Annotated in this window: 23 protein-coding genes, 1 tRNA gene and 1 pseudogene; 11 read left to right on the top strand and 14 right to left on the bottom strand. The window is 63.3% G+C overall.

Annotated elements, in window-relative coordinates:
- Positions 1–266 precede the first annotated feature (266 nt).
- The 3 genes from ACMGE0_RS24540 to ACMGE0_RS24530 form a co-directional block, all read right to left on the bottom strand.
- A tRNA-Arg gene (locus tag ACMGE0_RS24540) sits at positions 267–343 on the bottom strand.
- Between the two features lie 139 nt (positions 344–482).
- Positions 483–1,979 carry an ATP-binding protein gene (locus ACMGE0_RS24535; RefSeq protein WP_436818514.1) on the bottom strand — a complete coding sequence of 499 codons (1,497 nt, stop codon included), beginning with the start codon at positions 1,977–1,979 and terminating at the stop codon, positions 483–485.
- Positions 1,980–2,157: 178 nt separating this feature from the next.
- Positions 2,158–4,194, bottom strand: a complete 2,037-nt coding sequence (locus ACMGE0_RS24530) for a methyl-accepting chemotaxis protein (protein ID WP_436818513.1) — start codon at positions 4,192–4,194, stop codon at positions 2,158–2,160.
- A 474-nt stretch (positions 4,195–4,668) separates the two neighbouring features.
- On the opposite strand from ACMGE0_RS24530, the gene rpmH reads away from it, so the two are divergent.
- From rpmH to yihA, 4 genes are all read left to right on the top strand, one after another.
- Positions 4,669–4,803, top strand: a complete 135-nt coding sequence (gene rpmH / locus ACMGE0_RS24525) for a 50S ribosomal protein L34 (RefSeq protein ID WP_081953029.1) — start codon at positions 4,669–4,671, stop codon at positions 4,801–4,803.
- 27 nt (positions 4,804–4,830) lie between these two features.
- Positions 4,831–5,223, top strand: a complete 393-nt coding sequence (gene rnpA, locus ACMGE0_RS24520; RefSeq protein WP_436818512.1) for a ribonuclease P protein component — start codon at positions 4,831–4,833, stop codon at positions 5,221–5,223.
- A complete protein-coding gene (yidC, locus tag ACMGE0_RS24515; RefSeq protein WP_436818511.1) occupies positions 5,223–7,031 on the top strand; it encodes a membrane protein insertase YidC in 1,809 nt (602 codons plus the stop codon). The genes rnpA and yidC overlap by 1 nt, the downstream gene beginning before the upstream one ends.
- Positions 7,032–7,156: 125 nt before the next feature.
- Positions 7,157–7,816, top strand: coding sequence for a ribosome biogenesis GTP-binding protein YihA/YsxC (gene yihA / locus ACMGE0_RS24510; RefSeq protein WP_436818510.1), 660 nt, complete (start codon positions 7,157–7,159; stop codon positions 7,814–7,816).
- Between the two features lie 61 nt (positions 7,817–7,877).
- On the opposite strand, the gene ACMGE0_RS24505 is transcribed toward yihA, so the two are convergent.
- The 3 genes and pseudogenes from ACMGE0_RS24505 to ACMGE0_RS24495 all read right to left on the bottom strand — a co-directional run bounded on the left by ACMGE0_RS24505 (position 7,878) and on the right by ACMGE0_RS24495 (position 9,827).
- Entirely contained in the window at positions 7,878–8,435 is a 558-nt protein-coding gene (locus ACMGE0_RS24505; protein ID WP_436818509.1) for a fasciclin domain-containing protein, read from the bottom strand.
- Between the two features lie 123 nt (positions 8,436–8,558).
- Positions 8,559–9,285: pseudogene (locus tag ACMGE0_RS24500) on the bottom strand (anti-sigma factor).
- On the bottom strand, positions 9,282–9,827 hold the full coding sequence (locus ACMGE0_RS24495) for a sigma-70 family RNA polymerase sigma factor (RefSeq protein ID WP_436818508.1): 546 nt from the start codon (positions 9,825–9,827) through the stop codon (positions 9,282–9,284). The pseudogene ACMGE0_RS24500 and the gene ACMGE0_RS24495 overlap by 4 nt, the downstream one beginning before the upstream one ends.
- Positions 9,828–9,967: 140 nt before the next feature.
- Here ACMGE0_RS24495 and argB point away from each other — a divergent pair, with 140 nt between their 5' ends.
- Positions 9,968–10,855, top strand: a complete 888-nt coding sequence (argB, locus tag ACMGE0_RS24490; RefSeq protein ID WP_436818507.1) for an acetylglutamate kinase — start codon at positions 9,968–9,970, stop codon at positions 10,853–10,855.
- A gap of 7 nt (positions 10,856–10,862) precedes the next feature.
- Here argB and ACMGE0_RS24485 read toward each other — a convergent pair whose 3' ends face one another.
- The gene (locus tag ACMGE0_RS24485; protein WP_436818506.1) at positions 10,863–11,636 is read right to left on the bottom strand and encodes an isocitrate lyase/PEP mutase family protein; all 774 of its coding nucleotides are present in this window, start codon (positions 11,634–11,636) and stop codon (positions 10,863–10,865) included.
- A 75-nt stretch (positions 11,637–11,711) separates the two neighbouring features.
- Positions 11,712–12,614: a DMT family transporter gene (locus tag ACMGE0_RS24480; protein ID WP_436818505.1), complete on the bottom strand. Its 903-nt coding sequence runs from the start codon at positions 12,612–12,614 to the stop codon at positions 11,712–11,714.
- Between the two features lie 104 nt (positions 12,615–12,718).
- Here ACMGE0_RS24480 and ACMGE0_RS24475 point away from each other — a divergent pair, with 104 nt between their 5' ends.
- The 3 genes from ACMGE0_RS24475 to ACMGE0_RS24465 all read left to right on the top strand — a co-directional run bounded on the left by ACMGE0_RS24475 (position 12,719) and on the right by ACMGE0_RS24465 (position 15,641).
- Positions 12,719–13,432, top strand: coding sequence for a pyrimidine 5'-nucleotidase (locus ACMGE0_RS24475; protein WP_436818504.1), 714 nt, complete (start codon positions 12,719–12,721; stop codon positions 13,430–13,432).
- A gap of 110 nt (positions 13,433–13,542) precedes the next feature.
- The gene (locus ACMGE0_RS24470) at positions 13,543–14,169 is read left to right on the top strand and encodes an EF-hand domain-containing protein (protein WP_436818503.1); all 627 of its coding nucleotides are present in this window, start codon (positions 13,543–13,545) and stop codon (positions 14,167–14,169) included.
- A 230-nt stretch (positions 14,170–14,399) separates the two neighbouring features.
- Positions 14,400–15,641 (top strand): MFS transporter, encoded by a 1,242-nt coding sequence (locus ACMGE0_RS24465; RefSeq protein WP_436818502.1) that lies wholly within the window; start codon positions 14,400–14,402, stop codon positions 15,639–15,641.
- A 22-nt stretch (positions 15,642–15,663) separates the two neighbouring features.
- On the opposite strand, the gene ACMGE0_RS24460 is transcribed toward ACMGE0_RS24465, so the two are convergent.
- Positions 15,664–16,524, bottom strand: a complete 861-nt coding sequence (locus ACMGE0_RS24460) for an LOG family protein (RefSeq protein WP_436818501.1) — start codon at positions 16,522–16,524, stop codon at positions 15,664–15,666.
- Between the two features lie 138 nt (positions 16,525–16,662).
- Between ACMGE0_RS24460 and dapD the strand changes: the two genes are divergently transcribed.
- Genes dapD through ACMGE0_RS24445 form a run of 3 tightly spaced genes read left to right on the top strand, consistent with a single transcriptional unit; the run spans position 16,663 to position 19,302 of the window.
- On the top strand, positions 16,663–17,517 hold the full coding sequence (gene dapD, locus ACMGE0_RS24455; RefSeq protein WP_436818500.1) for a 2,3,4,5-tetrahydropyridine-2,6-dicarboxylate N-succinyltransferase: 855 nt from the start codon (positions 16,663–16,665) through the stop codon (positions 17,515–17,517).
- An 8-nt stretch (positions 17,518–17,525) separates the two neighbouring features.
- A complete protein-coding gene (gene dapE, locus ACMGE0_RS24450) occupies positions 17,526–18,722 on the top strand; it encodes a succinyl-diaminopimelate desuccinylase (protein ID WP_436818499.1) in 1,197 nt (398 codons plus the stop codon).
- Positions 18,706–19,302, top strand: coding sequence for a hypothetical protein (locus tag ACMGE0_RS24445; protein WP_436818498.1), 597 nt, complete (start codon positions 18,706–18,708; stop codon positions 19,300–19,302). Before dapE ends, ACMGE0_RS24445 begins: the two co-directional genes overlap by 17 nt.
- Before the next feature lie 120 nt (positions 19,303–19,422).
- On the opposite strand, the gene truA is transcribed toward ACMGE0_RS24445, so the two are convergent.
- From truA to def, 5 genes are read right to left on the bottom strand one after another with little or no spacing between them, the layout of a single operon-like run.
- Positions 19,423–20,169, bottom strand: coding sequence for a tRNA pseudouridine(38-40) synthase TruA (truA, locus tag ACMGE0_RS24440; RefSeq protein ID WP_436818497.1), 747 nt, complete (start codon positions 20,167–20,169; stop codon positions 19,423–19,425).
- Positions 20,169–21,122: a methionyl-tRNA formyltransferase gene (gene fmt / locus ACMGE0_RS24435; RefSeq protein ID WP_436818496.1), complete on the bottom strand. Its 954-nt coding sequence runs from the start codon at positions 21,120–21,122 to the stop codon at positions 20,169–20,171. Before fmt ends, truA begins: the two co-directional genes overlap by 1 nt.
- A 24-nt stretch (positions 21,123–21,146) precedes the next feature.
- Positions 21,147–21,566 carry a type II toxin-antitoxin system VapC family toxin gene (locus ACMGE0_RS24430; protein WP_436818495.1) on the bottom strand — a complete coding sequence of 140 codons (420 nt, stop codon included), beginning with the start codon at positions 21,564–21,566 and terminating at the stop codon, positions 21,147–21,149.
- Complete coding sequence (locus tag ACMGE0_RS24425) at positions 21,563–21,820, bottom strand: FitA-like ribbon-helix-helix domain-containing protein (RefSeq protein WP_436818494.1); 258 nt, start codon at positions 21,818–21,820, stop codon at positions 21,563–21,565. Before ACMGE0_RS24425 ends, ACMGE0_RS24430 begins: the two co-directional genes overlap by 4 nt.
- A 59-nt stretch (positions 21,821–21,879) precedes the next feature.
- A complete protein-coding gene (gene def / locus ACMGE0_RS24420) occupies positions 21,880–22,395 on the bottom strand; it encodes a peptide deformylase (protein WP_436818493.1) in 516 nt (171 codons plus the stop codon).
- Between the last annotated feature and the right edge of the window lie 47 nt (positions 22,396–22,442).

The raw sequence follows: 22,442 nt of genomic DNA, 5'->3' as shown, positions 1-22,442 counted from the left end.
CGGAAACTCCAAAATTCCCGCCACCGACACAATCAGCTTGCTACAATCACGATCGGCGGACTTTTGACACGGTCTGCCCGAAACTCGCGACACATATTGCGGTTGAATCTGCGAAGAGGGAAGGCTTGCAATGGGTCGAACCACGAAGTTCCTGAACGGGAAAGGCGCTCGCCGAATGTCACCGACGATAGGTCAGCATGGCTGGCTCAAAGGCAACATAGTGGCCAAAAAGGCAAAATAGCGTGGCAATCGACAGTTGGGTAAATTGGCGCACCCGAAGAGATTCGAACTCCTGACCCCCAGATTCGTAGTCTGGTGCTCTATCCAGCTGAGCTACGGGTGCGTGAGCGAGCGGCGCGTCACCGCTTGCGTGGCGATCCTCTAATGGGTGCCGCGAAGGATTGCAAGCGATTTTCCCGAGGGCCACGTCATTTTACTGTCACTTCTCGCTCAAGCCGTTGAGAAGCAACATGTATTTCCATTCAGGCCCGGGCCCGGTAATCCTCCAGCGAGACGGGCCGGTCGGGAATTTCGATCCTGAACTGCGTTCCGGGACCCGGTTTCTCCACGAGCGCGATCGTGCCGCCATGCGCGAGCACGAGTTCACGGGCGATCACCAGGCCGAGGCCCGTCCCGCCGGAACGGGCCGAGCCGCGGAAAGCGGAGAACAGGTTCTCGCGCGCCTTGCGCGGCATGCCGGGACCGGTATCGTCGATCATGATGCTGACGACGCTGCCGACCCGATGCGCCGAGACCGTGATCCGCCGGACCATGGACGCGTCCTCGGGATCGAAATTCATCAGCGCCTGCACGGCGTTGCGGCAGAGGTTGTGGATGACCCGGAAAAGCTGTTCGCTGTCGCAATCCACCTCGACATCGACGCCGACCTGTTCGAGAAACTCGATGCCGGCTTCCGGATCGATGGCCAGGATGTCGCGCACGTCCTGGCAGAGGTCGGCCAGCCGGATGCGGCGGCGGCGCGGCGCGGCCTCGGAGGCCTGGCCGTAGGCGAGCACCTCGCTCGTATAGCCGACCGCACGGTCGATCGTCCGCAGCAGCTTGGGCGCGAAACTCCGCACCATCGGATCGTCGACATCCGTCAGGCGGTCGGACATCAATTGCGCCGAAGCCAGGATGTTGCGCATGTCGTGGTTGATCTTGGAGACGGCGAGGCCGAGATCGGCAAGGTTCTTCTGCTGTTTCAGCGTGCGCTGCAGCTCCACCTGCATGGCGGTCAGGTGCCGGCCGGCCACGGCGAGTTCGCCGCGGGATCGATCGCCGGCGAACACGCGGGCGGGATCCTCCGGCTGTTCGGAGAAGAGCTGCATGCTGTGCGTCAGCCGCCGGATCGGCATGATCATCATGCGGTTGATGGCCAGGAAGATCAGCACGGCCGTGATCAGCGAGATCAGCAGGGAAATGAGAAACATCATTTTCGAATATTTCAGCATGTCCTTGCGCAGGGCATAGTCGGTCATGACCAGCTCGATGATCATGTCGCTGTCGCCGATCGGCCCGAAGACACGCATGACACGGCCACCGCCGAAGACCAGCGTATCGAGCGCATCGCGCATCGAGGCAAGCATCGGCGTGCTGGCAAGGTCGAAGACCTGATCGACCTGCGGCTGGGTATCCGTCGCGGCAAGCAGCCGCGAAGTGCCGTCCTTCTTGAGCGCGATCACCTTGGTGCCGGTCGCGAGCAGCGTGTCATCCTGCACCGCACGGGGAAGCTCGGCCGGCTGCAGACCATCGATGACGATGCCCGCGGCTGCGGCCGTATCCAGCCTGTCGCGCAGCCAGTTCATGCGCATGGTCGCCACTGATGGCACGAAGATCAGCACTTCCGCCAGCATCACGAAGATCATGGTGAGCCAGAGAAGCCTGCCGGAAAGGCCGCGGAAAAGACGCGGCATCGGCTCCGGACCTGCGCCTTCCGGCGAGGTCCCCGAGTGCCCCGAGGTGCGAACCTCGTCGTCCATGCGGGTCTCCATTTCCGAATTCCAATCCTGCCGTGCAAGGCTGGCGGCAGGCTGCGGCTGATCCTTTATTTTAAAGGTTCGGCCGCAATTTACCAGCCCTTCTTCACTGCGGTGCAAAAGAGAAAGCGGAGACGGTTTCCCATCTCCGCTTGCCTCCCGACCGGCTGAAGCGATCGGATCAGAACTCTTCCCAATCGCCGGCTGCGGCGGCCGACGTCCTGGCGGCAGCCCCGCCGCCTGCGAAAGCCCGGACGAGCGCGCCCGCCATGGCCTTGACCGGAGAAGCGTGGGGCCGATGGCCCGCGGCAGCGGCCACCGGGCGGGAGGATTTTTCCGGCCTGGCCGGGCTTTGCCCGCCATCGCCGATGTTGAAATTCGAGACGAGCGAAAACAGGCTGTCGGCTTCCAGGGACAGTTTCGTCGTCGCGGCGGAGGTCTCCTCCACCATGGCGGCGTTCTGCTGGGTCACCTGATCCATCTGGTTGACGGCGGTGTTGACCTCCGCAAGCCCCGTTGCCTGTTCGCGGGATGCGACGGCGATCGAATGGATATGGTCGTTGATGCGCAGCACGCGTGCCTCGATCTCGGAAAGCGCTTCCCCCGTCTTCTGGACGAGCCGTACGCCGCCGGCGACCTCCTCGCCGGATTTGCTGATCAGCGCCTTGATGTCCTTCGCAGCGCTTGCCGAACGCTGGGCGAGCTCGCGCACTTCCTGCGCCACGACGGCGAAGCCCTTGCCGGCCTCGCCCGCGCGCGCCGCCTCGACGCCGGCATTCAGCGCCAGAAGATTGGTCTGGAAGGCGATCTCGTCGATGACATTGGTGATCTGGGCGATCTCGCGCGACGCCTGCTCGATGCGGCCCATGGCGTCCACGGCGCTGCGGACCACCTCGCCGGATTGCACCGCGCTCTGCTTCGCCTCGCCGACCATGACGGTCGCCTCATGAGCGCGCTCCGTCGAGGTCTTTACGACGGCGGTGATCTCGTCGAGCGCGGCGGATGTCTGTTCGAGCGCCGCGGCCTGCTGCTCGGTCCGCCGCGAGAGGTCGTTCGCCGCCTTGCTGAGTTCGGTCGCCCCGCCGTTCATCGAACCCGTTGCGATGCGAACGTTGTTCATCGTGGCGCGCAACGTCTCCATCGTGCCGTTGACGTTGTGCTGCAATTCCGCGAAGGCACCTTTGAAATCGCCTTTCATGCTGTCTGTCAGGTCGCCTTCGGCGAGGCTCTTCACGACGCGGCGGGTTTCGGAAACGCCGGCATCGACGCTCGCCATGAGCTGATCGACGGTACGCGCCATCCGATCCAGCCCCTCCTCGCTCCACTGCTTGCCGATGCGGCGCGTGAAATCGCCCTCCGCGGCCGCGGCCACGACGTCCGCCATACGGGCCTGAAGCTCGTCGCTGTTCGCACGCATGGCCGCCTCGGAAGCGTTCATGCGGGCCACTTCAAGACCGTTCTTGCGGAAAACCTCGATGGCCGCCGCCATGTCGCCGATCTCGTCGGCCCGGTCGCCCACGGCGACTGCGGCATCGAAATCGCCGGCGGCAATCCGCTTCATGGTCCTCGTCAGGCTCATGATCGGGTGGCTGAGCTGCCGGCGGCCAAGATAGAGGCCGAATCCGGCGCCGGCGGCCACGCCCGCGAACGTGACGGCGGAGACCAGCACGAACAGCGTGCGGGTGAACGTATTCAACTTTTCTTCGACCGCCGCCAGCACGGCCTTGTCCGTCTTGACGATCGCATCGATCTCGGACTGGTAGGCCTTGCGGTTCTCGCGATTGGCGTCGTTGTTGCCCTGCTCGTTGGCCGCAGCGGGGCTCACCTCGCGGCCGAGGCGGGCGGTTTCGGTTCTGAACGCGGTAAATTCCTTCGAGCGGGCCAGCAGCTTGTCGAATTCGGCGCGCTCATCGGCGGGAACGATCGGGTTCCAATCCTTGAGGAGCTGATCCATCTCCGCCAGATAGCCGAGGATGCCGGTGCCGAATTTCGTGGCCTCCTTGGTATCCTTCGACATATAAACGCCGCGGGAATCCATGACGACGGCGGTCACGAGGCGGTTCAGGTGCTCGCCCTTGTGCGCGCGGTCGGCGGCCAGTTCGTATTCGACCATCATCGTGCGGTATTCCGCCATGGCAAACAAAGCCATGCCGCCGATAAAGCAGGCCACCAGGCTCATAAGGCCGACGAGGAGATTGATCTTTCCCCGAATTTTCATCGCTTTCCCCCTAAATCACGCATGCAACGCAGGAAAACCACCACTCTTCAGGCAGCCCCTTTCCATTGATTGCTAAAATTAGCACTCATGCATTAAGAAATACTTTAGATTCAAATAAGCCGCCTGCCTCATCGGGAGGTATAATTTCAAATACTTGGAGGTGCGCAGAGGCTTTTCTTGTGAACATTCTCACGCCTCCTTGCAGGAAGAGATCAAACGGGCGGCGACCGCGGCAATTCTTGACGGCCGGCCGGGGCGTTCCGCTTTGGCCGCGTATGCGGACGCGAAGAGATGCAGGCGAAAAGCCCGGCAGCGATTGACTTTTCCTTCAAAGTCCTCTTATAAGCCGCGCACGTTCAGCTCCGGCGGGCTTGCACGCATGCAGCCGCTTGCGCGGAACGTTTTTCCGAAACGCTCTTGCTTCCTCCGGGCGGCAAAATCCAAGAAGGGCCGCACACCGCGGTATTAAAATAAATGAAGCGTACCTATCAACCGTCCAAGCTTGTCCGCAAGCGCCGTCACGGATTCCGTGCCCGCATGGCCACCAAAGGCGGCCGCAAGGTTCTTTCCGCACGCCGCGCCCGTGGCCGCAAGCGTCTCTCGGCCTAAGGCCGGGATGCCCGAGATGACCGGGCGATGACGACCGAAACGAAAGACAAGAAGACTGTCGGGCGGCTCAAGAGCCGGCCGCAGTTCCTCGCCGTCCGGGAGGGCGAAAGCCGCCGGGGCCGGACCTTCCTTCTGGAGGTCCTCGACCGCGATGCGCCGGACGAGCGGCCGCGCGTCGGCTTCACCGTCACCAAGAAGCATGGCAACGCGGTCGAACGCAACCGCATGCGCCGCCGCCTGAAGGAGGCGGTGAGGCAATCTGCCGGATTTGCAATGAAGAACGGACACGACTATGTGATTGTCGCGCGGCGGGAGGTGCTGACGGCTCCCTTTGCGGATATGACGGCACAGCTTATCGCTCGCATCGAGGGCAAGCCGAAACCGAAGCGGTCCGAGGAGACCCGTTCCAGGAAAGCATGATGGAAAAGAACCGTAATTACTTCATCGCGATCGCGCTCTCGGTGCTGATCGTCCTTGCCTGGCAGTTCCTCTACATGAATCCCAGGATGGAGGCCCAGCAGCGCGCCGAAGAAGCCCGTCGCGCGCTTCAGGGTGAAACCGCCCAGACCACCTCCCCGGAAAGTCCCGGCGCCCAGAGCGGATCGGGCACCTCCACCGGAAACCTGCCGGGCGCCAATCCGGCCCAGGCGACCGCCACCCGGGACCAGGCGCTTGCGAGATCTCCCCGCGTGCAGATCGAGACGCCCGCGCTTATCGGCTCCATCAACCTGACCGGCGCCCGTTTCGACGACCTGAAACTGCGCGAGTACCACGAGACGGTGGACGACTCGAGCCCGATCATCACGCTCTTCTCGCCTTCCGACACGCGGGACGGCTATTTCACCGAACTCGGCTACATCCCCAACGAATCCATCGGCACCGTGCCCGGCACGAGCACTCAATGGACCCTCGCAAGCGGCGACAAGCTGACGCAGCAGACGCCGGTGACGCTTTCCTTCACCAACGACAAGGGCATCACCTTCACCCGTACGATCTCCGTCGACGACCATTACATGCTGACGGTCGCGGACAAGATCGACAACAAGACGGCCGCTCCGGTGACGCTTGCGCCCTATGGCCGCGTCATCCGCAACAACAAGCCGGCGACGCCCTCCGTCTGGGTCATCCACGAAGGCTTCATCGGCGTGATGGGCGAAGGCGGACGCCTCAGCGAACACACCTACTCCAATATCGAGGAAGAGCAGTATACCAACGAGAAGGCGACGACCGGCTGGTTCGGCATCACCGACAAGTATTGGGCGGCCACCATCGTTCCGCCGCAGACGCTGCCCTACGTCACGCGCTTCTCGCATTTCACCGGCGGTCAGGCGAGCTATCAGGCCGACTACAAGGGCGACGATCTGACCATCCAGCCCGGCCAGTCGACGGAGCTCAAGAACCTGGTCTTCGCCGGCGCCAAGGAAGTGCCGCTCGTCTCGCGCTACGAAACCGACTATTCGATCCCGCAGTTCAACCGCCTGATCGACTGGGGCTGGTTCTACTTCATCACCAAGCCGATGTTCCAGCTGATGGATTTCTTCTTCCGTCACGTCGGCAATTTCGGCGTCGCGATCCTGCTGACGACGGTGGTGGTCAAGGCCATTTTCTTCCCGCTCGCCAACAAGCAGTACGCCTCCATGGCCAACATGAAGCGCGTCCAGCCGAAGCTCGAAGAGTTGAAGGCCAAGCATGGCGACGACCGCATGGCCATGCAGCAGGCGATGATGGCCCTCTACAAGGAGGAGAAGATCAATCCGATCGCCGGCTGCTGGCCGGTGCTCCTGCAGATCCCGGTCTTCTTCGCGCTCTACAAGGTCATCTACGTCACGATCGAGATGCGGCATGCGCCCTTCTTCGGCTGGATCCAGGACCTTTCCGCGCCGGACCCGACGTCGCTCTTCAACCTGTTCGGCCTGCTCCCTTACGACGTGCCGCACTTCCTGCTGATCGGCGTCTGGCCGCTCGTCATGGGCATCACGATGTTCCTGCAGATGCGCATGAACCCGACGCCGCCGGATCCGACCCAGGCGATGATCTTCACCTGGATGCCGGTCGTCTTCACCTTCATGCTGGCATCCTTCCCGGCCGGCCTCGTCATCTACTGGGCCTGGAACAACGCGCTGTCGATCACCCAGCAGGCGCTGATCATGAAGCGCCACGGCGCCAAGATCGAGCTCTTCTCCAATCTGAAGGGCCTCTTCCGACGAAAACCGGCCGCGTCGAAATAGACTTGAGAGCCCCGCTCCGGCGGGGTTTTTCATTTCCCCGTCCCGGCAAACCTGCCCAAGCTTGACATTGCCGCTCAAAACCCTGAAGCGATTTCCCTTCTCGAAAGACAGGACCACAGGACGCGATGCCCGCAGACAAGAGCACGGACGACAAGCCGCTTTTCGGCCGCCCCTGGATCTTCATCCGCGGCGTGCCCTCGATGAAATTCCTGCCGCCGGAAGGCCCGCTGGAGGTCGCCTTTGCCGGGCGCTCGAATGTCGGCAAGTCGTCGCTGATCAACGCGCTCGTCGGGCAGAAGGGGCTGGCGCGTACATCCAACACGCCGGGCCGCACCCAGGAGCTCAACTATTTCGTGCCGGACGGCTATTCCGGCGAAGGCTCCGACCTGCCGCCGATGGCGCTGGTCGACATGCCGGGCTATGGCTATGCCCAGGCCCCGAAGGAGCAGGTCGACGCCTGGACGAAGCTGGTCTTCGATTACCTGCGGGGCCGCGCAACGCTGAAGCGCGTCTACGTTCTGATCGACAGCCGCCACGGCCTCAAGAAGAACGACGACGAGGTCCTGGACCTGCTCGACAAGGCGGCCGTCTCCTACCAGATCGTGCTGACCAAGACCGACAAGATCAAGGAACCGGCCGTGCCGAAGCTGATCGCCGAGACCGCGGAGAAGATCCGCAAGCGGCCGGCCGCCTATCCGGACGTGCTGTCCACCTCCTCCGAAAAGGGTAAGGGGCTCGACGAATTGCGCCAGGCGATCGCCGAGGCGGTCGGCCAGGGCATCTGAAACAGAAACCGGGCGCCTGGAAGCGCCCGGCTATTCGCTACAGCGCGATCGCGACCCGCTTTTACATCCTCGGCAGAAGCACCCGGTCGATGACGTGGATCACGCCGTTGGACTGCTCGACGTCGGCAATGGCGACCTTCGCCACATCGCCATTCTCATCCGTGAGAGTGATCTTGCCCATGTCCTGCTTGGCCTTGAGCACACAACCGCCGACGGTCTTGACGTCGTGCTCGCCGCCGTCGTCCTTGACCATCTTGGAAATGGCGGAGGACATGGCATCGGCCGCAACCACATGGCAGGTCAGGACCTTGGCAAGCTTTTCCTTGTTTTCCGGCTTCAGGAGCGTATCCACCGTCCCCGCCGGCAAGGCGTCGAAGGCGGCGTTGGTCGGAGCGAAAACGGTGAAAGGGCCCTTCCCCTGCAGCGTTTCCACCAGACCGGCAGCCTTGACCGCCGCAACCAGCGTGGTGTGATCCTTGGAGTTCATCGCATTCTCGACGATGTTCTTGTCTTCGAACATCGCCGCGCCGCCGACCTTCGGGTTCTCGGCATGCGCCGCCATGACGCCGGCGGAAAGAACGGTTGCCGCGGCAAGGGCGCGGAGTGCAAACTTCAACATTATCGATTCCTCTTCCTCTTGTGGTTGATCGTCCCGTCCTCATCGGGAACATCACAAGGGACGAGGCTTTCGGAAGAAGAGTTTCAGGCGCTGCTATTTTTTTGACGTTCAGCCGCCAGCGCCTCACGGGCGCCTCGCCTGCCCAGCCGCTATGACCGGTCCTGTGGCCTGCCCGGTGGGCGACCCTCCGAAGGGCTCCAGGCTAACGGCCAATGTCGTGCCTTCGGCAATGCGGTTTCGAAGGATGGCCGGAATTTCCACCTCTCCCTCGCCCGATTGCGGCAGCACGCCGAGCGAAATGGCGGGATCACCGCCGCCGGGCACCAGCCAGAGTTCCAGCGAACGCTCGTCCGCCGCGCCCGCCGCCACCGGCGTGATCCGCAGCCGGCCGTTTTGCGCATCGTAGTGCGCCATCAGCGCTACGGAACTGCCCTCGCCCGCCATTTCCGCGACGAGAGGGGTTGCCGGCTGCCTGACGCCGATCCAGCCGCTGTCGAGAGAGACGTAGGTAATCAGCAGGGCGATGGCCGCCAGCGAAATCGCCCGCCAGAGGAAAAGCGAATTCCACAGACCGGCAAGGTTCTGCCCTCTGGCAGACGGTAGATCGGGAAAAAGACGAGCTTCCAGCGCCGGAAACAGATGGGACGGCGGTGGCACGGGTGCGTATTCATCATCCAGGCTGGAAAGGTTCTCCTGCCAGCGCGCAACGATGGCGGCGAAGTCGCGGTCATGTTCGATGCGCGCCTCGACACGCCTGCGGTCTTCCAGGGAGAGGACGCCGAGCACATATTCGCCGGCGAGAACCTCGTCGCGGGAACGGTCTCCTTCGCTCTGTTTCCGGGCTCGTCATCGGTCCAGACACTCTCTCAGCTTCAAAAGGCTGCGTCGCAGCCACGTACGCATGGTGTTCAAAGGCACACCGTGGCGTTCGGCCAGCTCCTGATACGTCAGACCCTCCACATATGCGCTGCGGACTGCGCTGGCACGATCAGATTCCAACTCTTCCATACACCTGTCAATGCGCCTTCCCTCACCCTTGACGACCGTCGCCATTTCGGGATTCGGAGAAGAATCTGCAATGCTCCAGCCGTCCTCTTCGAGGCTCTCGGCCACAGGCCGGCGAGCACGCAGGATATCGATGGCGTGGTTGCGCGCTACTGCCACAAGCCAACCCGTGGGGCTTGTCCCAATCGCCGCGAAACGGTCCGCGCGCTGCCACACCTTGACGAACACGTCCTGAAGCGCATCTTCGGCTTCGGCCTTGTCCTTCAGGATACGTAGGCAGACCGAGAAAAGTTTCGGAGCGGTTGCCGTGTAGAGAGCGGAAAACGCGGCTCGATCGCGCAGCGCCACGCGCGAAATCAGAGCGGCAATCTCCTCGCCTGCGTCCATCCCGCCTCCCCGCGCAGATGTCTTCCATGCAACAGGCACGACCGCCGCTTGCATGTCAATCCGCTAAACTGTCCCAACGATTATTTCCTCCGTCAAAAACATGCGCTAAAAGGCCCCACCTAGAGATCACGGGGAATTCGATGACCGCTTCCGAGAGCGAACTTCAGGCCAAGCTTCTGGCGCAGGCGCTGCCCTACATGCAGCGCTACGAGAACAAGACCATCGTGGTGAAATATGGCGGCCACGCCATGGGCGACACGGAACTCGGCAAGGCGTTCGCGGCGGATATCGCGCTTCTCAAACAGTCCGGCGTCAACCCGATCGTCGTTCACGGCGGCGGGCCGCAGATCGGCGCCATGCTTTCCAAGATGGGCATCGAATCCAAGTTCGAAGGCGGCTTGCGCGTCACCGACCAGAAGACGGTCGAGATCGTCGAGATGGTGTTGGCAGGCTCGATCAACAAGGAAATCGTCGCGCTGATCAACCAGACCGGCGAATGGGCGATCGGTCTTTGCGGCAAGGACGGCAACATGGTCTTCGCCGAGAAGGCCAAGAAGACGGTCATCGATCCCGACAGCAATATCGAGCGCGTTCTCGACCTCGGCTTCGTCGGCGAGGTGGTGGAAGTCGATCGCACGCTCCTCGACCTGCTCGCCAAGTCGGAAATGATCCCGGTCATCGCCCCGGTCGCGCCCGGCCGCGACGGCGCCACCTACAACATCAATGCCGACACGTTTGCCGGCGCCATTGCCGGCGCGCTCAGCGCCACGCGCCTGCTCTTCCTCACCGACGTTCCGGGCGTCCTCGACAAGAACAAGGAACTGATCAAGGAACTGACGGTGGCCCAGGCCCAGGCGCTCATCAAGGACGGCACGATCTCCGGCGGCATGATCCCGAAGGTCGAGACCTGCATCGACGCGATCAAGGCAGGCGTGCAGGGCGTCGTCATCCTGAACGGTAAGACCGCCCACTCCGTGCTGCTCGAAATCTTCACCGAGCGCGGCGCCGGCACCCTGATCGTCCCGTAATCCGAGATCAGCCGGCGGCGGCGAAGACCGCCGCGGCCTCTTCCTTCAACCTCGCCATCATCGCCCGATAGGGACCCGGCCCGTAGCTCACGCGACCGACGCCGAGCTCGGCAAGCCGCTTAGGGGCGGAGACGCCTGAAAACATCATGATGTTGACCGGCAGCGGCGAGGCTTCGCAGAGCCTGGCGATCAGATCGTCGTCTGCGAGACCCGGTGCGAAGAAGCCGCTGCCGCCCGCGTCCGCATAAGCAGCGGCACGCTCGATCGCCTCGTCGAGAAGGGCGGCATGCCTGGTCCGGTCCGCTTCCTGCAGGAAAAGGTCCGTGCGGGCATTGATGAAAAAGGGCAGGCCGCGTTCGTCGGCCATCCCGCGAACGGCCCGGATGCGCCCGGCCTGCCGGCTTGCCGGATAGATGCCCTCGCCCTGTACGACCTGATCCTCGAAGTTGATGCCGATCGCGCCGGCATCGATCACCCTGCCGACATTCTTCGCGAGTTCCACCGGATCCTCCGCATAACCGCCTTCGAAATCCACCGACAGCGGCAGATCGACCGCAGCGGTGATCGACCTTACGGTGGCAAGCAGCGCTTCCAACGGCAGGTTCTCCCCGTCGGCATAGCCTTGAGCGGCTGCGACCGACCAGCTTCCGGTGCCAAGCGCCTTGGCGCCGGCATCCGCCACGGCCTTCGCGGTGCCGGCATCCCAGATATTGTAGATGATAACCGGATTGCCCTTCTGGTGAAGCGCGGCGAATGCGGTCGCCTTGTCCTCCTGAGACATCGAATGGTCCTCCCCGTTCAATATCCTCATCCTAACCGGATTCCGCAACGGGTGCCGCCGCAAATCAGGCGTGGATTACGAGAAAATCAATCCGAGGATGCCGCAGACGATCAGCAGGCAGCCCGCCACTTCCATGCGGTTGACCTTTTCATGGAAGAGGAAATAGGAGGCCATGAAGGTGAAGACGAGCTCGATCTGGCCGAGCGCCCGCACATAGGCCACCTGCTGCAGCGTCATCGCCGTGAACCAGCCGGCCGAACCGACGACGCCGGCGAGCCCCACCAGCGAGGACGAACGCCAGGTGAGCAGCACCTGAACGATCTCGCGCCTGTCCTTCCAGAACATCCAGACCAGCATGAAGAGCGTCTGGAAGGTCGTCACGCAGGCGAGCGTCACCGCCGCCTCCATGACCGGCCCCGGCCCGTCGAGCGAGAGGGATGCGCTGCGATAGGCAACCGCCGAAATGCCGAAGACTGCGCCGGAGGCGATGCCGATCAGCGCCGTACGGCCGGTCAGAGCCACGACAAGATTGCGCCAGGAAAGCGGCAGCCGCGCCATGGAGATCATCATCACGCCGATGACGCCAACGATGATCGCTCCGACGGCGCCGGGCGTCAGCTTCTCGCCGAGCAGGATGAAACCGAAGATGGCGGCCTGCACCGGCTCCGTCTTGGAATAGGCCGTGCCGACCGCAAAATTCCGGAGCGAGAAGAGATGCACCAGCATGATGGTCGCGAAGATCTGCGCAAGGCCGCCGATCACCGCCCATAACGCGAAGGTCCAGTTAAGCGTCGGAAAAGGGTAGCCGGCGAAATGATGCAGCGCCAGCACATAGAGGATCGCCACCGGGAAGCCGTAGCCGAAGCGCACGAAGCTCGCCCCGCGCGTGCCGAGCGAACCCTGCAGATGTTTCTGCAGCGCGGAGCGCAGGTTCTGCAGGAAGGCGGCAGCGATGGTGATGGGGATCCAGAGTTCCATATCGCGGCGGTATCACGCGGCCCGATCGGCCGCCAAGGCCGATTCGGCGGAAACCGGTCGCCTTTTCGATTTTCTTTATCGGCACGGCAGTGCATAAGACCGGCATGGACAAGAAACCGAAGACCTCTGCCGATCCCGCCGATTTCGCCCATATCCGCGACTGGGTATTCGATCTCGACAACACGCTCTACCCGCATCACATCAATCTGTTCGCGCAGATCGACGTCAACATGACGGCCTACGTGCAGGAACTGCTGCAACTGGAGCCGGCAGAGGCGAGAGCGCTGCAGAAGCGTTATTACCACGAGCACGGCACGACGCTGCAGGGCCTGATGCTGAACTACGGCATCGATCCGGACAGCTTTCTGGAACGGGCGCATGCGATCGACTATTCGGCGCTCTTGCCCAATCCCGAACTCGGCGAGGCGATCAAGGCTCTTCCGGGGCGCAAGTTCATCTTCACCAATGGCAGCGTGCCCCATGCGGAAGCGGCCGCCCGCGCGCTCGGCATCCTCGACAATTTCGACGACATCTTCGACATCGTGGCGGCTGGCTACGTGCCGAAGCCGGCCGGCGCCACCTATGACAAGTTTGCGAGCCTGCACCGCGTCGATACGAAGAACGCCGCGATGTTCGAGGACCTGCCGCGCAATCTGCAGGTGCCGAAGGCTCTCGGCATGCGCACGATCCTCCTCGTGCCGCGCAATCTCGACGACGTGCTGATGGAACGCTGGGAAAAGCTGACCGACGAGGACGATCACATCGATTACGTGACCGACGACCTTGCCGGTTTCCTCGGCGGCCTCAACGCCGGTTAAGGTTTTATCAGCCTTACCAAAAGTTCATCCACATTACGGATGTTTAAGTGGTTTTGACCGGTTGCGGGGCATAGCTTCAAGCTATCGACGCAACCGGAAAGGACCCTTCGATGACCGCGAAGAAGATCGTTTTGGCGACCCTCGGTGCCGCTCTCGTCGCTGGAGCCGCCCTCCCGGCATTCGCAGCTCCCGAGCGTGGTGGCCCGGACCGCAGGGGAGCCGTCATGCAGGACGTGATGTTCGTCCGCCTGCTCAAGAACGCCGATGCCGACAAGGACGGCAAGGTCTCCAAGGATGAGATGACCGCCCGCCAGGACGCGCTGTTTACCGAAATCGATGCCAACAAGGACGGCACGATCACCCGCGGCGAGCTCTTCGACTATCGCCAGGCCAAGCGCGAGGAATTCCGCAAGAACAACCCCGCCCCGCAGCAGGCCGATAACGACGACCAGCAGGATCGGCGGGCCGACCGGCGCGACGACGACCGCCGGGATCATGACCGTCACGGCTGGAACCATCGCGGCCATCACGACCGGGACCGGCGCGAAGCCCGCTTTGACGGACCGAGACATGGCGGCATGATGCGCGGCGGCTTCTTCCGCATGGTCGACGAGGATCGTGACGGCAAGATCACCAAGGCCGAAGCATCCGCTGCGGGCGACAGGCTGTTTGCCCGCATGGACACGAACAAGGACGGAACCATTTCCATCGACGACCTGCCGGACCGCCCCCTCTAGTTCCCTGCCCCTGGGGCTTCGGCCCTGAACTAGCACCGGCAGTCGTCTGAAGGACCCGCCCCTTTTTCCAAGGGGGCGGGTTCTTTCGTTTCAATACCCCGCCTTCAAAGCACGTCCCGATCTTCAGAGCCGCTTCCTGCCTTTTAAACCTCTGTTTTTATATCGCTGTCGCAAAACCGTTGCATAGTCTCAACGCGATTCAGCACAGACCTTTCAAGCACCAAGCCACCATGCCGTCGATCACCCTTCCGTTCCGTCGATTCCCTCGATGGCCGCTCCGCTCACCCACAGTCCGTGCTGTTGCCGCCCTGTCGCTGACCCAGCTCGTCGGCTGGGGCGCCACGTTCTGGCTGCCCGCGGTCACGGGACCTGCCATGGCCGCCGAACTTGGCATGGCCCTGCCCATGATCATGGCAGGACCGACGGTCATGCTGGTCGTCATGGCCATGGTGTCCTGGCCGCTGAGCGCCGTCTTCGAGCGCCATGGCGCCCGCCCGATCATGGTGTTGGGATCGCCACTGGGCGCAGCCGGCCTGCTGGTCATGGGCCTGGCCAACGGTCCGGTTTCCTATCTCCTGTCGTGGATCATTCTCGGCCTCGCCGGCGCCGGCATGCTGACGACACCGGCGCAGATCGCGGTGACCGAGATCGCCGGCGAGAAAGCGCGCCAGGCGCTCGGCGTGCTGATCCTGGCCGGCGGGCTGACATCAACCATCGTCTGGCCGCTGACAGGGCTTCTGCAAGCCCAATGGGGCTGGCGCACGACGACGCTGGCCTATGCCGCCCTCATGCTCATTGTCTGCATGCCGTTGCATTGGACCGCACTTGCCCGCCGGCCCCGGGGAGAGTCGGGGGAAAAATCCGCAGCGATGGCGACGGCCGAGCCCGTCCCCATCGACCGGCCACGCTTCATCCTGCTCGCCATGAGCTTTGCCGCCAACGGCTTCTTCACATGGGGCTTTGCCCTCACCATCATCATCCTGTTCGAGGCCGCGGGCCTCGATCACGCCAGTGCGCTGACGGCCGCGGCCTTCATCGGCATTGCCCAATGGGCGGGGCGCATGGTCGATTTTCTCGGCGGCCGGCGCTGGTCGGGCTTCGTCACCGGCCTTGCCGGCTCGGCCCTGTTTCCGCTGAGCTTCATCGTCCTTCTGCTGACCGGCAATTTCGTCGGCGCCATGCTTTTCGCGACGCTCTACGGCATCGCCAGCGGCATCACCGCCGTCACCCGCGCCACGTTGCCGCTGCAGATTTTCCCCGCCGGCGCCTATGCCCGCGCATCGGCGCAGCTCGCGGTGCCGCTCAACCTCTCCTTCGCGGCCGCACCGCCGGTATTCGCCGCCATCATGACGTCTGCCGGTCCCCATGCCGCCCTATGGCTGGCCTTCGCGATCTCGATCTTCGCCTTCTGCACGCTTCTCGGCCTTTTGCTGCTGCACCGCCGAATGAACGGCACATCGCAACGGAACTGAACCCTGAATGCCCGATCGAGCCTCAGTGCTCGTAGAAATCCGAGATGATCTTCCAGGCCTGCTCGGCGGTCTCCACAAAGCTGATGAGGTTCAGGTCGTCCGGCGCGATCGTGCCGAACTCCGCAAGCGCGCCGAAATTGATGATGCCGCGCCAGAACTTCTCGCCGAACAGGATCAGCGGAATGCGCTCCATGCGCTTGGTCTGGATGAGCGTCAGCGCCTCGAACATCTCGTCCAGCGTGCCGAAGCCGCCGGGGAAAACGGCGACCGCCTTGGCGCGCATCATGAAATGCATCTTGCGGATGGCGAAGTAGTGGAAATTGAAGCTGAACTCCGGCGTCACGAACCGGTTCGGCGCCTGCTCGTGCGGCAGCATGATGTTGAGGCCGATGCTGGGTGCGCCGGCTTCCGTCGCCCCGCGGTTTCCGGCCTCCATGACGCCCGGCCCGCCGCCGGTCACCACCACATATTCCTGGTAGTTGTAGCTCGCGGAATGCTTGCCGCAGAGGTTCGCGAACTTGCGCGCCTCCTCGTAATAGATCGAGGCCGCCTCCAGATTGTTGCGCTGTGTTTCGTTGCGGGCCGCCCAGGCGTTCTGGCCGGGGGCGGGAATGCGGGCGCCGCCGAAGAGCACGACGGTCGATTGGATGCCGCGTTCGGCCAGCATCATTTCCACCTTCATGAGCTCGAGCTGGAGGCGGACCGGACGCAGTTCCTCACGGCTGAGGAAATCGTCATCCGCATAGGCAAGCCGGTAGGAAGGCGATTCCGTCTGCGGCGTCTTCGGCTGGCCGGCCGCTGCGTGCTTGTCCGCAACATTGCCCTTCAGCGGATCCCAGATGCCGCCTTTGCGCCGTGGTCCGTCTTTTGTCGCCTTTGCCATTTCTACAGTTCCTTCCGGCGCCAACAGCGGTTGACGCCAATTCACATTGACGCTTGAGTGACGGTCGCTTAGAGCAAATGACACCAGTTGGCCACCTCTCCCAGCATCACGATATCGAGCGACGTTTAAGGATTTCCCATGAGCAGCCCCGCCTTCTCTTCCCTCGAAAAGACCATCGAGACCGCCTTCGACAATCGTGAGAGCGTTACGGTTTCCACCAAGGGCGATATCCGCGATGCGGTGGAGGAAGCGCTGAACCTGCTCGACAGCGGCAAGGCGCGCGTCGCGAGCCGCGGCGCGGACGGCGCCTGGATCGTGCATCAGTGGCTGAAGAAGGCCGTGCTGCTCTCCTTCCGCCTGAACGACATGGAAGTGGTCAAGAACGGCCCCGGCAATTCCACCTGGTGGGACAAGGTGCCCTCCAAGTTCGAAGGCTGGGGCGAGAACGAGTTCCGCGCCGCCGGCTTCCGCGCCGTGCCGAACGCGGTTGCCCGCCGCTCCGCCTATATCGCCAGGAACGTCGTCCTGATGCCGTCCTTCGTCAATCTCGGCGCCTATGTCGACGAAGGCACGATGGTCGATACCTGGGCGACCGTCGGTTCCTGCGCCCAGATCGGCAAACACGTGCACCTGTCCGGCGGCGTCGGCATCGGCGGCGTTCTGGAACCCATGCAGGCCGGCCCGACCATCATCGAGGACAATTGCTTCATCGGCGCCCGCTCGGAAGTCGTCGAAGGCTGCATCGTCCGCGAAGGCTCGGTGCTCGGCATGGGCGTCTTCATCGGCAAGTCGACCAAGATCGTCAACCGCGCCACCGGCGAGATCAGCTACGGCGAAGTGCCGCCCTATTCCGTCGTCGTCGCGGGCACCATGCCAGGCAAGCCGTTCCCGAACGGCGAGCCGGGCCCGAGCCTCTACTGCGCCGTGATCGTCAAGACGGTCGACGAAAAGACCCGCTCCAAGACCGGCATCAACGAGCTGCTGCGCGACTGAGCCAGACAATGTCCGCATCCGATCCCGTCGCCAATCTCCAGACGCTTATCCGCTGCCCCTCAGTGACGCCCGCCGAGGGCGGCGCGCTCGCGGCGCTGGAGGCCATGCTCCTGCCGCTCGGCTTCAAGGTGGAGCGCATGGTGGCGAGCGAACCCGGCATGCCTGATATCGAGAACCTCTATGCGCGGCTCGGGACCGGGGGGCCGCATCTGATGTTCGCCGGCCATACGGACGTGGTGCCGCCCGGCGACGAAACCTCCTGGAGCCACCCGCCCTTCGCGGCCGAGATCGACGGCGACGAACTTTTCGGCCGCGGCGCGGTGGACATGAAGGGGGGCGTCGCCTGCTTCGTCGCGGCGGTCGCCCGTCACATCGAAAAGCACGGCGCGCCGAAGGGCTCCGTCTCTTTCCTGATCACCGGCGACGAGGAAGGCCAGGCCGTCAACGGCACGGAGAAGCTGCTCAAATGGGCGGCAGACAAGGGCGAGCGCTGGGACGCCTGCCTGGTCGGCGAACCGACCAATCCGGACGCGCTCGGCGACATGATCAAGATCGGCCGGCGCGGCTCGGTTTCCGGCAAGGTGACCGTTTCCGGCGTGCAGGGCCATGCCGCCTATCCGCATCTTGCCGACAACCCGGTGCGCGGCCTCCTGCCGCTGGCATCCGCCCTCATGGATCCGCCGTTCGATGCGGGCACCGACAATTTCCCGCCGTCCAACCTCGAAGTGACCTCGGTCGATGTGGGCAACCCGGCGACCAACGTCATTCCGGCCAGGGCGACGTTTTCCTTCAACATCCGCTTCAACGACACCTGGACTGCCGATACGGTGAAGGCCGAGATCCTGCGCCGGCTCGATACTGCCGCGGCCGACGGCCCGCTTCGTCCGGATCGCGAGCCGGTTCGCTACGAGATCGCCTGGGCGGAACGCCCGAGCCATGTCTTCCTCACCCGCAACAACGCGCTGATCGCCTCGCTTTCCGAGGCGGTGGAAAGCGTTACGGGGAGAACACCGCAGCTTTCCACCACGGGCGGCACTTCGGACGCCCGGTTCATCAAGGACTACTGCCCGGTGGTGGAATTCGGCCTGGTAGGCCAGACGATGCACATGATAGATGAGCGGGTGGCCCTTGCCGATCTGGAGACGCTCACCCAAATCTATGGGACTTTCATTTCCCGCTGGTTCGATAATGCCCTCCTACTCTGAAGTCAGGCTCTATCTTAGCGGCCTCTGGCTGTTGATCAGAGGCGAGGCCCAGGGATTCCGCCTGCTCGACATTTCCGATCGCGGCATGATGCGCTCCTTCTGGGCCTTCGCCTGGTGCCTGCCGGCGGCTCTGCTCTCCTGGCTCTGGTGGCGGGCCTATCTGCTCGAAAGCATGCCCTCCGGTGCGCGGATCGGCGGAGTTTTCTACATCCGGATGGCGATGCTGGAGGTCTTCAACTGGCTGATGCCGCTGATCCTTGCCGGCCTCCTCTGCGGACTGCTCGGCATCGGACGGAAGTTTCCCGCCGTCGTCGTCACCGTCAACTGGCTGTCGGTTCCGTTCGCCTATCTTTACGGCCTGCTGAGCCTGCGTTTCCTGTTGCCCTCCGGCCTGGATTCCCTGCTCGCCTTCATCCATTTCATCCTGCTGATCGTCATGGTGATCTCGCTGTCGCGGGTGATGCGGATGATCTGCGGACCGCAGCCGTTGATGGTCACGGGTCTTGTGCTCGTGCTGATCGTGCCCGGCATGCTGCTGACGGAGGCGCTGCAGCGGTTCCTCGGCATCTATCCGCTCTGAACCGGCCCAGGCGTCGCGGGGAACGGCTTGGCCGCCCGTGAGAGCGGCTTCGCCGCCCGTGAGAGCGGCTTCGCCGCCCGTGAGAGCGGCTTCGCCGCCCGTGAGAGCGGCTTCGCCGCCTCATGGATAATCGACCTTCATGAAATAGAGGCCCTCCGGCGGCGCGACCGGTCCGCAGGCGGCGCGATCCCGTGCATCGAGCGCCGCGCGCACGTCGGCCGGCGTCATCTTGCCCTCGCCCGCGAGCTTCAGCGTGCCCGCAAACGAACGGATCTGGTTGTGCAGGAAGCTCTGGGCGCTCGCGCGCATCTCGATGAGATCGCCATTGCGCGTCACGTCCAGCCGGTCGAGGGTGCGGACGGGGCTCGTCGCCTGGCAGTGGGCCGAGCGGAACGTCGTGAAATCGTGGTGGCCGACCAGCGTCTGCGCCGCCGCGTGCATCACCTCGTGATCGAGATGGCGCGTCACCCACCAGGCGCGCTTCGCCTCCAGCGCCAGCGGCGACGGGCGGTTGAGGATGCGGTAGAGATAATGCCGGCGGATCGCCGAAAAGCGGGCATCGAACGTATCGTCCACCGCCTGGACATCGAGCACGGAGACCTTTTCGCCCGCCATCATCAGATGAGCGTTCAGCGCATTGCGCAGCTTGTGAGGCGCCCATTCGCGCGAAAGGTCCGCATGGATGACCTGGCCCACGGCATGCACGCCGGAATCGGTGCGCCCCGCGCCGCGGACCGAAACGGTTTCGCCGGTGAGCGAGAGGACGCCCTTCTGAAGAGCCGCCTGCACCGAATGGCCGTTCTCCTGCATCTGCCAGCCGACATAGGAAGTGCCGTCATATTCGACGGTCATGCGGAAGCGCGGCATCAGGCCGGCCCCGCCTGTGCCGTGAGCCTCGTGCCGGCCGGAAGCGGCGTTCCCCGCAGGAACTCCGCCGCCGCGAGCGGCTTGCCGCCCGCCTTCTGAAGTTTCAGCAGCCGGACGGCCCCCTCGCCGCAGGCGATCGTCAGAGCATCGTCGAGCACCGTGCCGGCCTCGCCGCTTCCCTCACCCACTTCGGAGGCCAGGACCTTCACCCGCTCCGGCTTGCCGCCGATCTCCGCCTCGAACCAGGCGCCCGGAAAAGGCGAGAGGCCGCGGATGTGATTGTGCACGACCGCTGCCGGCTTTAAAAAATCGATGCGCGCCTCGCCCTTGTCGATCTTGGCGGCATAAAGAACGCCCTCTTCGGGCTGCGGCTTCAGCGGCAGGTCGTTCGCCTCCAGCTTTTCCATCGCCTCGACCATGGCGCGGGCGCCGGCCTGCATCAGTTGGTCGTGCAGTTCGCCGGCCGTCATGTTCTCGCCGATCTCCACCTCACGGGTGAGCGCGACCGGGCCGGTATCCAGCCCCTTCTCCATCCGCATCACCATCATGCCGGTCTTTCCGTCGCCCGCCATGATCGCCCGCTGGATGGGCGCCGCTCCCCGCCAGCGGGGCAGGAGCGAGGCATGGCCGTTATAGCAGCCGAGCCGCGTGCCGCTGAGGATCGCCTCGGGCAGCAGCAGGCCGTAAGCCACCACCACCGCCACGTCGGCATCCAGCCTGCGGAACCTTTCCCGCTCTTCCGGATCCTTGAAGTTCACGGGCATGAAAACGGGAATCCCCAGCAATTCTGCAGCCTGATGCACCGGCGACTTTACGAGGTCGAGGCCGCGCCGCCCGCCCGGCCGCGGCGGCTGGGTATAGACCGCGGCGATCTCGTGGCCCGCCTGCTTCAGCGCCTGCAATGTCGGCACGGAAAATTCCGGCGTGCCCATGAAGATGATGCGAAGAGACATGATGCGATTTCCGCCCGTTCTGTTTCAGGCGCCTTCAAACGGGTTTACCAGCCGAAGATCAAGCCCCTCGAAGTCTTTTACGTTCCTGGTCGCCAGCGTCGCGCCATGGGAAAGGCAGATCGCGGCGATCATCGCGTCCTTGGCTTCCATGGGTCGGCCCATCCTCTTACGCCGTGCGCGAAGGATGCCGTAATAGTTAGCCGCTTGAATTGAGAACCCCAATATTCGTCCAAGAAACCGCTCTTGGACAGTATCGAACGCTTTCAACAGTTCAGCTTGTCGCCGCCCCTGCGGCAGCAATTCCAATCCATAACGCATCTCCGCGACGACGACCGTCGTCAGGAACAATGCCTCCACTTCATATTGAGAGAGCCACACCAGGAGATGCTCACTATGCTGCCGCCCCTGAAGCTCGGAGACGATGTTCGTGTCAAGAACGATCATTCGTCGAATCGTGGAGGTTCACGCTCGGGTTCGTGGCGCAGCGCATCGATTGCCGCGATCTCCTCTTCCGTCAAGCGCTCATCGCCCAGCGCCGAGCGCAACCATTCACCGGTAGAAACCGAACGATCCGCCATGAGATTTCTCTGAATGAGATAAATGGCCTCTTCCGAAAGGCTTCGGCCACTCTGCTTCGCGCGCTCCTGAAGCGCCCGCTTCAAAGCGTCATCCAAATTCCGGATCAGCAAGTCACCCATAGGCATCTCCTATGATATCACTGATATCATAGTCCTGCCGGCATCGGTTTTCAACGAAATCAGACGGCTTTGGCCTTGGCGGCCTTGGTGAACCTCTTGATCACCATATCGCGTTTCAGACGCGAGATATGGTCGATGAAGAGGACGCCGTTCAGATGGTCCATCTCATGCTGCAGGCAGGTGGCGAGCAGGCCATCGGCCTCGATCACATGTTCCTTGCCGTCGCGGCCGATATGCTTGACGGCGACGGCCGCCGGACGCTCCACTTCGGCGTAATATTCCGGAATGGAAAGGCACCCCTCTTCGTAGACCGAGCGCTCGTCGGAGGATTTGACGATTTCCGGATTGATGAAGACCTGCGGGTTCTTCTCCTCGCCTTCGCGCGCGACATCCAGGACGAGAATGCGGCGCGGCACGCCGATCTGGATCGCCGCAAGGCCGATGCCGGGCGCATCGTACATCGTCTCCAGCATGTCGTCGGCAAGGGTCAGGAGTTCGGCATCAACCCTTTCGATGGGCTTGGAAACCTGACGCAGGATCGGGTCGGGAAGTATAATCAGCGGCTTGATCGTCATGGCCTCCCATACCCCATCTTTTTTTCGGATGAAACAGAAATTGCGAG

Source organism: Neorhizobium descurainiae (assembly GCF_051400715.1).
In the GTDB taxonomy this organism is placed as follows: domain Bacteria; phylum Pseudomonadota; class Alphaproteobacteria; order Rhizobiales; family Rhizobiaceae; genus Neorhizobium.
The sequence above is the reverse complement of the archived record's forward strand: the minus strand, read 5'-3'. Positions and strand labels throughout refer to the sequence as shown.